10 protein-coding genes are annotated in these 13193 nt (G+C 66.5%); 5 read left to right on the forward strand and 5 right to left on the reverse strand.

Annotated features, from left to right (window positions below):
• Positions 1 to 198: 198 nt before the first annotated feature.
• Positions 199 to 1254 (reverse strand): hypothetical protein, encoded by a 1056-nt coding sequence (locus Q0Q47_RS19090; protein ID WP_293863280.1) that lies wholly within the window; start codon positions 1252 to 1254, stop codon positions 199 to 201.
• Here Q0Q47_RS19090 and Q0Q47_RS19095 point away from each other — a divergent pair.
• The 5 genes from Q0Q47_RS19095 (at position 1253) to Q0Q47_RS19115 (ending at position 7117) form a co-directional block, all read left to right on the forward strand.
• Positions 1253 to 2062 carry a sigma-70 family RNA polymerase sigma factor gene (locus Q0Q47_RS19095; protein ID WP_293863282.1) on the forward strand — a complete coding sequence of 270 codons (810 nt, stop codon included), beginning with the start codon at positions 1253 to 1255 and terminating at the stop codon, positions 2060 to 2062. The two genes, Q0Q47_RS19090 and Q0Q47_RS19095, sit on opposite strands and share 2 nt — an antisense overlap.
• Complete coding sequence (locus Q0Q47_RS19100) at positions 2059 to 2751, forward strand: anti-sigma factor (protein WP_293863284.1); 693 nt, start codon at positions 2059 to 2061, stop codon at positions 2749 to 2751. The genes Q0Q47_RS19095 and Q0Q47_RS19100 overlap by 4 nt, the downstream gene beginning before the upstream one ends.
• Positions 2752 to 3159: 408 nt before the next feature.
• Complete coding sequence (gene acnA, locus Q0Q47_RS19105) at positions 3160 to 5469, forward strand: aconitate hydratase AcnA (RefSeq protein WP_367278273.1); 2310 nt, start codon at positions 3160 to 3162, stop codon at positions 5467 to 5469.
• The gene (locus Q0Q47_RS19110) at positions 5466 to 6347 is read left to right on the forward strand and encodes an amidohydrolase (protein ID WP_293863286.1); all 882 of its coding nucleotides are present in this window, start codon (positions 5466 to 5468) and stop codon (positions 6345 to 6347) included. Before acnA ends, Q0Q47_RS19110 begins: the two co-directional genes overlap by 4 nt.
• A gap of 5 nt (positions 6348 to 6352) precedes the next feature.
• Positions 6353 to 7117, forward strand: a complete 765-nt coding sequence (locus Q0Q47_RS19115; RefSeq protein ID WP_293863288.1) for an MBL fold metallo-hydrolase — start codon at positions 6353 to 6355, stop codon at positions 7115 to 7117.
• 254 nt (positions 7118 to 7371) lie between these two features.
• On the opposite strand, the gene Q0Q47_RS19120 is transcribed toward Q0Q47_RS19115, so the two are convergent.
• From Q0Q47_RS19120 to Q0Q47_RS19135, 4 genes are read right to left on the reverse strand one after another with little or no spacing between them, the layout of a single operon-like run.
• On the reverse strand, positions 7372 to 8994 hold the full coding sequence (locus tag Q0Q47_RS19120; RefSeq protein WP_293863290.1) for an acyl-CoA synthetase: 1623 nt from the start codon (positions 8992 to 8994) through the stop codon (positions 7372 to 7374).
• Entirely contained in the window at positions 8991 to 10166 is a 1176-nt protein-coding gene (locus Q0Q47_RS19125; RefSeq protein ID WP_293863292.1) for an acetyl-CoA acetyltransferase, read from the reverse strand. The genes Q0Q47_RS19120 and Q0Q47_RS19125 overlap by 4 nt, the downstream gene beginning before the upstream one ends.
• Positions 10167 to 10220: 54 nt before the next feature.
• A complete protein-coding gene (locus tag Q0Q47_RS19130) occupies positions 10221 to 12107 on the reverse strand; it encodes a TRAP transporter large permease subunit (RefSeq protein ID WP_293863294.1) in 1887 nt (628 codons plus the stop codon).
• A 9-nt stretch (positions 12108 to 12116) separates the two neighbouring features.
• Positions 12117 to 13133, reverse strand: coding sequence for a TRAP transporter substrate-binding protein (locus Q0Q47_RS19135; RefSeq protein WP_293863365.1), 1017 nt, complete (start codon positions 13131 to 13133; stop codon positions 12117 to 12119).
• Between the last annotated feature and the right edge of the window lie 60 nt (positions 13134 to 13193).

The following is a 13193-nucleotide window of genomic DNA, read 5'->3' on the forward strand; positions in this document are numbered from 1 at the left end:
TGACGATCATCGGTCTTGCCGGCCGTCAGTAGAGCTACGGACCCAGGGCGCCGCGAGATGCAGTACAAACTCGATTATTTTCGAAAAATACGATCATCTACTCTGCTTTCAGGCGCATACAGAGCCGTAATAAATCTTGAGTGAGAGGGATTTAACTGCCGACCCTCTGCCTTTTTTGAACCGCGATGATTTTTCGATTTATCCAATCAAGCTCAAGGGTAGGAGGATGCCGCTCGCACCGAGATCGCCGACGAGATGGGCCTGTGCAAACCCGACCTCGCCCGACGCCTCGCCGAGCAGCGACGCGATGGACGGGACGCCGGAGCCCGGGTGGCGATCCTCCGTCCACGGCAGGCCCGGCACTGCACTGTCCGGCAGGATGTCGACCCAGGCCGCGAGCGGCACCGACTGGGCCAGGACCATGGCCGCGCCGACATCCTCGCCATCGTGCCAGTGCGTCTCGGCTTGGAACGAGACCTCCGCCGCGAAACGGGCCGACCAGGCCTGCGAGTCCAGCACGGTGGCGCCGCCATCCCCATGCACAGTCTGCAGGACCCAGCTGCTGTCGAACACCGTGCTGACGCTTGCGAATCCGGAGACGGACATCGTCCAGAGCCCCGCCTCGGCGTCGTGGGTCAGCTGGCCGGAGAGCGACATGTGGCTGTCCAACGTCGTCGTGGACGTTCGGGCAATCTGCAGGAAGGCGCCCCCCGTCCCGCCGGCGTTGTCCGGGCCGTGGGTGCCGTCCGCCTGATGGTCCGTGGCCGCGGGTGGGGGCCGGAGCGACCCTGGCGGGTGCGCGGGCGCCTTGGCCGCCGCGGGCAATGGTGACACGAGACCACCCTGGCCGCCACCTGGGCCCGGTGCCACCGGGCCGTCATGACCGGTCGCCGGCCCCGCGGGCTGGCCGACCGGCCGCGCCTCGGCGATCACGTGCCAGGCCGGGGAGCCCGTCTCCCCGTCCGTCGGGTCGGGCCGGAGGACTGCAGACGGTTCGCCGAACGAAATGGCCTGTCCGGAAGGATTATGCCCGGTGTGAGCCCCCCCGTCACCCTGGAGAGCGAGCGTGGGACGATGTTCGCCGGGCGGCCCGGATGCGCCGGCCTGGTGGTCGGCCCCGTCGTCTTGGGCGCCTGGCAAGGGCGGCGCCGGTTGTCCGGCCGCCAGGAGCGCGCCGCCCGTCACGTCGCGGGCGACAAGGAGCCAGTCCGTCCGGTCGACGAACAGGTCCTGGAGATCCGGCTGCATCGACATGGATCGTCCCTTCCCCGCGTCCGGGGGCGGTCCTGCGCCCCGCCTGGAAGAGGAAGCTACGAACCTCGTCGCGGCGCGGATGAAGACACGCCAAAAAAGTTTTCTGGACCACCCACGTGCGGAAATCCGCCGCTGGACGCCGCACTTGGCAGACCGCCATCGGAGCTTTTTGGCCGCCCCGGACGTTAGCAGCCCCGAACATGGGCGGCCGGTCATCGGCAACAATGAGGCGGGGATGCCGCAGGCAGGGGGATCTCACGAGGCCGCGCGGCTCGCGCTGGCCCAGGCCATCGGCGACATCGCGCGGGGCGACGAGCGGGCGCTGGAGGCCGTGTATGCCCGGACGTCCAACAAGCTGTTCGGCATCATCCTCACCGTGCTGCCGGCCAGGCATGAGGCGGAGGACGTGCTGCAAGAGGTGTATCTCACTGTGTGGGAGAAGGCCGCGCAGTTCGACCAGCGGCGCGGCAGTCCGATCACCTGGCTCGCGACCATCGCCAGGAACAGGGCCATCGACCGGCGGCGATCGCTTCAGGCCGTCGGTGAACCGCTGCGCGACGACCTCGCCTTCGCCATCGAGGACACTACCCCCATCGCGTCCGACCAGATCGAATGGCGGCAGGAGCGCGAGCGGCTCGCCGGCTGCCTCGAAACGCTCGACGGGCGGATGCGGACCGCGGTCAGGGACGCATTCCTGAAGGGCCGTACCTACAGCGAACTCGCCGAGCGCCTGGACGTGCCTTTGGGCACGCTGAAAAGCCAGATCCGTCGCGCGCTCCAGAATCTGAGAAAGTGCCTCGAAGCATGAGCGGCATCGGAACCAGTTCGGATCCGGACGATCCCGACCTGGAGGCGGCGGAGCGTGCCCTGGGCCTTCGCGCCCGGAGCGCCGATGCCTTGCCCGACGCCGGGGAGCAGGCCTGGGCCGACCGATTTTCACCCCTCTGGCTCGACGTGCAGCCGCGCCGGCCCGGGGCTCATGTGTGGACCGGCATCGCCCGCCGCCTGGCGCACCTGCGCGATCCCTCGGGTGCGTCCCGTCGCCATCGGCGACTGCCGGCCTTTCTCACGGGACTCCTCTCCGGCCTGGCCACTGCGGCGGCCTTGGCGGCCGTAGCCGTCCTCGGGCCGATCGATTTGCGGTCGCTAGTGCTGGGCGACAAGTTCGTCGCCATTCTTGGACCGGACACGGCCTCCCCTCTGTTCACGGCCATCGTTGATACGCGCCGCGGCACGCTGACTTTTGCCTCGGTGACCGGTGCTCTTCAGGGACCGCGCGTCCCCCAGCTCTGGTATGTCCGACGCAACGGCCCCCCTTTGTCGCTCGGGCTTATCGATCCGCGCACCCGGACCGAGGTCACCGTCCCCGCCCCCGTCCTTCGAGCCTGGCAGCCGGGAGAGACGCTGGCCGTCTCGCTCGAGCCAGCGGGCGGGTCGCCGACGGGAGCCCCGACCGGCCCCGTCATCGCCACTGGCGCCGTGCGCAGCCTCGATTAGAGAAGCAAGGCCGCAGCGGGAGCGCTCGCAAAGCGCCAGGAGCGGAACGTCGGCATTGCGCCAAGAGGAGACATTGGGTTCGCCACCGCTAGCAGACCTTCGCCTCACTAAGGAGATCGTAGTCAGACGCGACTTCCGCGCTGCCCCAACAGATAGAGAAGCGATGTGGCTGCGAGCATGTTTCAAGACGGAAGACGCGGATATGATACAACCACAATCCGCCGCTGCCGCAGTCTTGCCGACCAAGCCGCTGGTCGAGCCTCGCGAAAGCGGGACTTTGTCGTGCGAAATGTCCGCCGCCGCCAGCCCGTGCGCCAGGGATCAATGCCCGGAGGTGAAGACCCACACCGGGGGGCTTCAGCGTAAGCCGCGAGCCCAGCCCGAAGGGCGACGCCGATCCGCGACGTCGTGGCCGAAATGGGGCTCGATCCACGCAGCCTTTCGCCCGCGATCCGTGTCGACGTCTCGACCGATCACTCGTCGGGTGTCGACGTGTTCGGGACACCTGATGCCTTCGTACGCAACCTGCAACGGGAATTCGCGCGCAATGCGGAGCGATATCGGCTGATGAAGTGGGCCGGGCAGGCAATGCCCGGCATCACCGTCCATCCGCCGGGCTCCGGCATCATGCACACCATCAACATGGAACGTCTCTCCCAGGTCGTGGTGAGGGAGTCGCGTGACGGGATCGCCTGGATTCATCCCGACCTGATGATCGGGACCGACAGCCACACGCCCATGATCAACGCCCTTGGCATCCTGGCGTGGGGGGTCGGCGGTCTGGAGGCGGAAGGCGCGCTTTTCGGCGTGCCGGTCACCTTGCGTATTCCTGAGGTGGTCGGCGTGCGGCTCACCGGGCGTCCAAGGCCCGGTGTGCTGGCGACGGATGTCGCACTGACAGTGACCGCGCTGCTGAGGGCTCAAGACGTCACCGGAGCCTTCGTCGAGTTCTTCGGCCCCGGAGTGTCCGCGCTCAGCGTCGGCGAGCGCGGCGCAATCGCCAACATGGCTCCCGAGTACGGGGCCTCCACGGGCTACTTCCCCATCGACGAGGCCACCCTCTCCTATCTGCGATTGGTCGGACGGTCGGCCGACCACGTTGCCGCCGTCGAGACCTACGCGAAGGAGAACGGCTTGTGGTTCGACCCACAGGCCGAGCCCGTCTACACGGCTGTCATCGATCTCGCGCTCGATACCATCGAGCCGAGCGCCGCGGGTCCACGCCGGCCACAGGATCGCTTTGCACTGGGGACGACGCGCGACTGTTTCGAGCCACCGCTCGACGGGGCCGTGGGTGCCGGACTGACCGACGGTGCCGTGGCGATCGCGGCCATCACGAGTTGCACCAATACGTCCGACCAGCGAATGCTGCTCGCTGCAGGACTGCTCGCGCGCAGGGCCCGGAAGTCCGGGCTGCGGCCACCTCCTTGGGTGAAGACATCGCTCGCGCCCGGTTCGCCCACCGCCGAGAACCTCCTGCGACGAGCCGGGCTGCTGGAGGATCTGGAGGCCGTCGGGTTCGCGATCGTGGGCTATGGCTGCACAACCTGCATCGGCAATTCCGGCCCGCTCACACCCGCCGTCGCCGAGATGATCGGCAAGCCCGGATTTCGACCCGTCGCGGTTCTCTCCGGCAACCGGAACTTTCCCGGCCGCGTGCATCCCGATCTCGAGTACGGTTTCCTCTGCTCGCCGCCCGCCGTGATCGCATTCGCGCTGGCCGGCACCGTGGCGATCGACATCACCGCGGATCCTCTCGGGACCGACGGCGACGGGGCCCCCATTCGGCTTGCCGACCTGTGGCCGAGCGAACAGGACATCGATGCCGCTCTCGCGGCGATGGCGACCGCCGACTTCGCGCAAGCCTATGGCAAGGCTGCCCTCAACCCACTCTGGGCTAGCCTCGAGGCCCCCGCTGGCGATCTGTTTCCTTGGGATCCAGCGTCCACCTACCTGCGCCGGCCTCCATTCGTGCAGGCGTCCATCGCCGCCCCGACGACGGCTCCATCCGAGCCGCTTCTGGTGCTCGGCGACGACATGACGACGGACCATATCTCGCCGGCGGGCCACATCCGCGCGGACAGCGAAGCCGGACACTGGCTGGTGGCGCGTGGAGCCAATCCGCGGGACCTCAACGTCTACGCCTCGCGGCGAGGCAATTTCGAAGTCATGGTCCGCGGTGCGTTCCAGAACCGGCTGGTGCGCAATCTGCTGGCGCCGGAAGCCCCGCCGGGCTGGACGATCCACGCGCCGACGGGAGAGATGGTGACACTGACCGAAGCCGCCGAGCGCCATGCCCGGAGCGGGACGCCCCTCGCCATCGTTGCCGGCGAGCGCTACGGCATGGGTTCCTCGCGCGACTGGGCCGCCAAGGCCGTCGCGCTCCTCGGCGTGCGTTCGATCCTCGCCGTGAGCTTCGAGCGGATCCACCGGACCAATCTTATCGGCATGGGCATTCTTCCCTTGCTGCTACCCCCGGGGACGACGCCGGAAACCCTGGCGCTTATCCCCGGCGACCGGATCGACGTGCCCCTGGGCCTCTCGGGATTGGCGCCACGAGTGGCGTGGCCGGTGCGGTTGTTGCGAGCAGACGGACGGGTCGAGGCTCTTGCCACCGTGGCGGCCGTCGAGACATCGCTGGAAGTGACCCTGCTGCGTCACGGCGGCCTGATCCCGCACGTCCTGGGGTCGTTCCGCTCGCATGAGGAAGCCGCATGAAGGCATGCATCCCGGCCGGAGCCTGCGACAGCCACGTCCACCTCTTCGGGCCGGCCGCGCACTATCCCTTCGCGCCAGACCGCGTCTACACACCCGGTGACGCTGACGAGGCCGCGCTGAATCAACTACATGCTGACCTCGGCATCGACCGCGTCGTCCTGGTGCAGCCCAGCGTCTACGGGACGGACAACACGCGCCTCTTGGCGGGGCTGGAAGCGCTTGGCTCGCGTGCCCGCGCCGTGGCGGTGATCGACCCTTGGAATGCCTCCGATGCCGAACTCGACCGCTTGCACGCGACCGGGGTTCGCGGCGTCCGCGTGAACATCGCGACCGTGGGCATGGACGATCCGCAGAACGCATGGCGCCTGATCGACGAGCAGGCCAGGCGCATCGCCGGGCGGGACTGGCATGTCCAGGTGCTGACGCGCCTGTCGGTGATCAAGGCCATGCGGAAGGAGATCGCCAGCCTTCCCGTCCCGCTCATCGTCGATCACTTCGGGCTTCTCGATCCCGCGAAGGGACCGGACCAACCGGGCTTCTCGACCCTGCTGCAGTTGCTGGCGGACGGGCACCTGCATGTGAAGCTCTCCGCCATGCGCCGCCTCACGGGTTCCGACGACCTGGCTCCCCTCGCGCCCTTCATTGACCGTCTCGCCGCGCATCCGTCGCGGCTGGTCTGGGGAACGGACTGGCCCCACACGGGTGGCGGCCGGACATGGGGCACGCGCAGCGACGCTATCGAGCCCTTCGTTCCAACGGACGACGGAGCCGCGCTCTCCTTCCTCGTCGAGCGTGTCGGCACCGGGGAAGAGCTTCGCCAGATCCTGGTTGACACGCCCACCCGCCTTTACGGTTTCGGGGAGAACGCGCCGCGATGATTGCCATGGAGGACCAAGACCCGGCGCTCGGCGACGTGGACATCATGATCTGCGGCTTTCCCGGCAAGTCCGTATGTCACGGCGGGCTGGGCTGGAGCACGGTGGCGATGATCCGGGCCGAGGGCCGGACGGCGCTGGTCGACGCCGGCAACTTCGGCATGCGCAAGCTGATCCTCGAACAGCTGAGCGGCCGCGGCCTCGCCCCCGCCGACGTGACCGACCTCCTGCTGACGCACTCGCACTACGACCACTCCGTGAACTGGACGCTATTCAGGCACGCCCGGATCGTCGTCGGCGCCGCGGAGATGGAGTGGGCGCTTCAGGTCCCCTGGGGCGAGACGCCGGTGCCTGAACTCTATGTCCGGGCCCTCGACGACTGGTCGACCTGCGAGAAGGTCGCCGACGGCGCCACCGTCTTTCCCGGCATGACGGCTCACGTTGCCCCCGGCCACACCCCGGGCTGCCTCGTCTTCCACTGGCGCACGCCGCAACGCGACTACATCTTCACAGGCGACGCAGCCAAGAACCGCGCCGAGCTGGTCTCGCGCGACACGGACATGACCTATGACGCGGCCGTCAGCCGGCGCTCCATCGAGATGATCTGGTCGCTCTGGCGCCAGCGCGCGGGCACGGTCGTGGTCCCGGGACACGACCTTCCGATGGTTCTCGACAATGGTCGGCCACGCTACCTCGGTAAAAGGCGTGCCGGCATCCGAGCGTGGTACGGCCGGGACATGCAAACGCTGATCGAGATCGACCTAGCGAGTTGATGACACATCGAGTGAACTTTGGACGTCACAGGACCGTCTCAACATGTTCAAATCATGGACGCGCAACCAGCGTTGTTTGCTCCCGCTCCGTTGCCGTGTTCCGCGGGTGCATCTCGCCTGACGAGTTCAATTCAAGGACGTGCAGCCAGCGCTGTCTGCACACCCAGTCTTGCAAAGTGCTCAGGACGGGCGGCGCCAACGGAAGGGCTTCAGCAGGAAAACAACCAGCGCGACGCTCGTGCACGTGTGGCGATTCAAATTTTGTCAGCAATCTCACCGGAAGCGCCCAGCAGGCCGCGCCGTCCGAGTTCCTCCTTCACCAGCTTCTTCGGCACCTTTCCGTAGCCGGATTTCGGCAAAGCCTCCCAGAAGAAGACTCGCTTGGGCAGCTTGTAACGCGCCACATGGGAGGCCAGCCATGACAGCAGGTCAGCCTCGTCGAGCTTGCTTTTGTCCCGCAGCACGCACACGGCAACGCCGACCTCGCCCCACTTCGGATCGGGCACGCCAACGATCGCAACCTCGCTGACAGCGTCGTGCGTGAGGATCTTCTCTTCAATTTCTCGCGGGTAGATGTTGGATCCGCCGGAAATGTACATGTCCGAGGAGCGCCCGGTCAGGTAGATGTATCCTGCGTCGTCGCGGTAGCCCAGGTCACCGGTGCGGAACCAGCCATTGCGGAAAGATTTCGCGTTGGCTTCGGGGTTCTCGAAGTAGCCGGCGAAGACCGCCGGTCCCTTCGCGCAGATCTCGCCCGTTTCGCCCTGGCCAAGTTCGTTCCCGTTCTCGTCCTGCACGGAGACCTGCATGCCCGTTCGCTCGAAGCCGCACGTTCCGGGGCGACGCTCCTCGGCGTCGGCATCGTGTTCTCTCGCGGGCAGGACCGTGATGTTGCCCGTCACTTCGGCCAGGCCGTAGTACTGCACCAGGACCTGCCCGAGCTTTTCGAGAGCGAGCTTCTGGTCCTTGCGATACATCGGCGCGCCCGCATAGACGACGTGGCGCAAGCTGGAATGATCGTAGCGATCGACACTGGCGTCCTCGACCAGCATCTTCAGGATCGTCGGCACGGTGAAGAGGTTCGTCAAGCGATGGCGTTCGATCAGGGCAAAGGCCGTGGCGGGGTCGAACTTGTCGGACGGCATCAGGACCGTCATCGCGCCGCGGGCCATGATGTCGAGGAGGTGGACGCCGGCGCCGTGCGACAGCGGCGCAAGAACGAGCGATCCGTCCTCCTCGGTGCTGCCGGGGAGCAGATCGCAAAGATGGTTCGTGATCACGAAGCCCATCTGGCCGTGGGTCAGGACAGCGGCTTTCGGGCGACCCGTCGTGCCTGACGTGAAGAACAGCCAGCAGGCACTATCCCACTCGACCGGCGCATTCGGGACAATATGTCCGAGGTGGGCATCGACGAGGGCGCCGACCGAGCTTTTCGTGGGCTCCGCACCTCCTCCCGTCAGCCAGACGCAGCGGTTGCCCGCAACGGCCTGGCGCACCCGGTCTGCGTGCTCCGGGAAGTCGGCCTGGCACAGCATCACGCGGGGCTGCGTGACCTCGGCCATGTACACCACTTCCTCGGGCGTCAACCGGAAATTGGTCGGAACCAGGACCGCTCCGATCCGGAACGTCGCCAGCATCGCCTCGAGCATCTCGTTGCTGTTCTTGCTGTGGACCAGAACGGCCTCGCCCGGCTGGACACCCAGTTCCAAGAGCCCGGCCGCCAGGGCCGAGACGCGGGCGTCCAGGTCCCGCCAGGTCCACGATGCGTCACGCCACACAAGCGCGGTCCGCTCTGGAAACCGCCGGGCATTCTGGGTGAGCATGTAGGCGAGGTTCACGGCGGAGCGTGAAACGGGCGCCTGATGGATCTGCTTCATCGCGCGCGCTCCAGGATCGACACATAGTTCGTGACGGCGGCCCCGCCCATGTTGAAGACGCCGGCCAGTTTGACATCCGGCAACTGCATCTCCCCGGCTTCGCCGACGAGCTGCATGGCCGCCATCACATGCTGCGAAACACCGGTCGCACCGAGCGGGTGCCCCTTGGCCTTCAGGCCGCCCGAGACGTTGACCGGCAACCTGCCGCCGCGCTCGGTCATTCCTTCGCGAATGGCGCGCCAGCCCTGGCCGCTCGGAACGAGGCCCATGGCCTCGTACTCGATCATCTCGGCGACCGTGAAGCAGTCGTGCGTCTCGACCAGGCTTAGGTCATCGATCGAAATGCCGGCTTCCGACTTGGCTTTTTCCCACGCGTAACGAGCTCCCTCGAACGCGATCGGGTCGCGCTTGGACAGGGGCAGATAGTCGTTGACGTGGGTCCGCGCACGAAACCGGATCGCCCGCCTGCCCAGGGCAGCCGCCGTGGCCTCATCGGCAATCACCACGGCAGCGGCGCCGTCCGACACCATCGAGCAGTCGGTGCGGCGCAGCGGACCGGCGACCAGGGGGTTGCGATCCGATATCTCGTTGCAGAACGCGAAACCGAGCGCTCGCTGGACGTGGGCGAGCGGGTTGTGCTGGGCATTAGCGTGGTTCTTGGCCGCGATCATGGCCATCTCTTCGCGCCGGTCGCCATGACGCTCGAAATAGGCCTCGGCGATGCGGCCGAAGATGCCCGCGAACCCCAACGGGTTTTCCTCTTCCTTTCGGTAGCATCCGCTGAGGAGGACGTTGGGAATGAGCTTCGACGGCAGGGCCGTCATCTTCTCGGCGCCGACGGCCAGAGCGATCCGGCCACGGCCGCTTTCGATGTAGTCGAGCGCGGCATGCAAGGCGGCGCTGCCGGTAGCGCAGGCATTCTCGACGTGCACCACCGGCGTGAAGCGCATGGCGGGCTCTCCGAGGGACAGCAATCCTCCTTCGAAGCCCTGCGGCGTCAGTCCATTGTTGAAGACGCCGACAGACGCGAACCCGACATCCTGAGGCGCGATGCCGGCATGGTCGAGCGCAGGTCCTGCGACGCTGGCAATCAGGCTTTCGACGTCAGGACGATCATCAAGTCTGCCAAAGGGAGAGTGAGACCACCCGACAATGCAGGCACGGTTTGACATTGAGGACCTCCGGTAATCGGACTGGGGGGCGTCGCGGGCGTGCCTGGCTGCGGGTCAGAGAAACCCGATCGAAAGCCAGGGAACTGCTGCAACAATGATGGTCCCGATCAGCAGGGCGAGCATGTAGCCGACCAGGGGGCGAATGCCTTTATCCGGATGCACGCGTCCGATGACACAGGCCGAGTAATAGCCGACGCCCAGTGGCGGTGCGAAAAGGCCGAGGCCCATCGCGAGGACGACAACCATGGCGTAGTGGACCTCGTGGACGCCAAGCTGTCGGGCGATCGGAAACAGAAGCGGACCAAACAGCACCACGGCCGGAATGCCTTCGAGCACCGAGCCCAGGATCACGAAGGCCACCAGCGACACGGCGAGGAACATCGGCTTGCCGCCCGGCAGCGTTGCCATCATCGCTGCCAGGGATCGCGAGAAGCCCGACTGCGTGAGCCCCCAGGCCATGGCCGTGGCCGTGCCAATTATCAGGAGGATGGCGCCGGAGAGTGATGCGGTCGCCACCAGCATCGGTCCGATCCGTCTCCAGTCGAACTGACGGTATACCAGCATGCCAACGATCACCGCGTAGGCAATGCCGAGCGTCGACACCTCGGTCGCCGTCGCCACGCCTTCGACAACGGCAGCGCGGATCACGAACGGCAGGGCGAGGGCCGGCAGGGCGACGACGGCCAGCCTGGACAGTTCGCGCCGGGACGTACGCCTCACATGGCTGAGGTCTTCGCCGCGATACCTCCACCACACCACGGCGCAGAGGCCGGCGCCGAGCAGCAGGGCAGGCAGCAGGCCGGCCGTGAAGAGAGCCGCGATGGAGACCCCGGTCACCGAACCGATCGTAATGAGCACGAGACTCGGCGGAACGGTCTCGGTTTGCGCGCCGGTGGCCGCCAGGAGGGCAACGAGTTCGCCCTCGTCCGCTCCGCGTTTCTTCATCTCCGGAAACAGCGCCGGCGCAATGGCGGCCATGTCGGCGGCCTTCGACCCCGAGATCCCCGAGACGAGATACATGGCGCCGATCAGGACATAGGACAGGCCACCCCTGACATGCCCCAGGAGCCCGGCCAGGAAGCCGATCAGCGCTCGAGCCATGCCGGTCATCTCGATCAGCAGCCCAAGGAATACGAACAGCGGCACGGAGAGCAGGATGAGGTGGGACATTCCCTCGTCCATCCGACCGACCATCACGGGCAGAGGCGTCGAGGTGGAGAGCGCGAGATAGCCGACGGCACCGAGGCCAAAGGCCACCGCGATGGGAATTCCGGCGAACACGCAGCCCGATACGACACCGACGAAGAAGATCAGGAGATTGAGCCTGCCCAGCCCCGGATAATATGACCGGCTGAGCCAGAAGAAGAGAACGACGAGCGAGACGGCTGCGACCGCCATGAGCCGCTGCCGGGCCGTCGCGTCCCGCAAGAGCCGCAGGCCGCAGAAGGCCGCCATCAGGGCAACCCCGACCGGAAGTGCGAAGGCTCGCCACGCGTTGGAGATGCCGAGCGCCGGCGTGGTGATCGCCGCTTCGTCGACCGCATACTCCCATGCAGGCCACGCGATCATGGCCAGAAACGCGAGGCAGGCTGCGATGGCGCCCGCCTCGAACACGCCGCTTGTGGCAGGAGAAAGCTTTCCGACGACAGCCGTCATTCGCATGTGCTCGCCTCGCCGAAACGCGACCACTGCCCCCAGCATGGCAAGCCAGAGGAACAGGATCGCAGCCAGTTCGTCCGACCACAGCAGTGGCGCGTGCAGGACGAAGCGGGCGATGACCCCGGCCAGCAGCACACCGATCTCCACGATGACGAGCAATCCAGCCGTGACCTCCACCATCGCGCCGAGGGTGGCCTCGGCCCGATCCAGCCAGGCGTCGCGATGGATGCGTCGGCCGGCAGGTTCCGCCCTGGACGCCTCGGCTGGATCGGACGTGATCATGATCGACGCTCAGCCAAGCTTGCCCGTATAGCGTTCGAGGGCAGCCCACGCCTCGTCGCCGAACTTGCCTTTCCACTCGCTGTAATAGCCGGCCTTCTGGAGCTTCTCCTTGAACGGTTCCGTCTTCGGAGAATTGAAGACCATGCCCTTGCCAACCAGCTCCTGCTGGAAGCCCGAGTTCAGGGCCGCCATGTCGGCACGTTCCTGGGCTGCCGCGGCGTCCAGATGCTTTGTCGCGATGTCGCGAACGGATGCAGGCAGCCGCTCCCAGGCGCGGCGGTTCGCCAGGAACCAGAAACCGTCCCAGCTATGGTTCGTCAGAGAGCAGTACTTCTGTACTTCGTAGAGCTTGAAGAGCGACACGACCGAGAGCGGGTTTTCATGCGCGTCGACGACCTTCGTCTGGAGCGCCGTGTACATCTCGGACGCGTTGATGGAGGCTGGCGCCGCGTCGAAGGCCTTGAACATCGACGTCAGCATCGGCGAGACCGGCACGCGGATCTTCAATCCCTTGAAGTCGTCGGGGGAGTTGATCGGCTTCACCGAGGTCGTGGTCTGGCGGAAACCGTTGTCCCAGATCTTGTCCATGGCGACGAGGTTGGCCTTGCCGATCTGGCCGCGGATGTAGGCGCCAAGATCGCCGTCCATGGCACGCCACACCGCGTCATAGTCGGGAAACGCGAAGCCGACGCCATAGAGGGACGCGTTGGGGACGAGCGTCGACAGGATGAGGCCGGACAGGGTGAAGAACTCGATCCCGCCCGACCGGAGCTGGCTGAGCATGTCGGTGTCCGAGCCGAGCTGTCCGCTCGGGAAGAGCTGGATGTCGAGCCGACCTCCCGTCTCCTCGCGGATCTTGTCAGCGGCTTGCTTGCCCCGGATGTTGACCGGGTGCGTCATGGGAAGGTTGGTTGCAAACTTGTACGTGAACTCGGCGGTCTGGGCACGGGCACCGAGGAAGGGCATCGCGGTCGCCGATGCGGAGAGTGCAGCAGTTTGGATCAGCCTGCGTCGCGTGATGGTCATGGGTGTTTCCTCTGCTTCATGATGAGTTGCGCCGGGTGTTCCGGCTGCACCGTTCGCGGG

The sequence above is a fragment of the uncultured Alsobacter sp. genome, from assembly GCF_945952055.1.
GTDB lineage: Bacteria > Pseudomonadota > Alphaproteobacteria > Rhizobiales > Beijerinckiaceae > Alsobacter.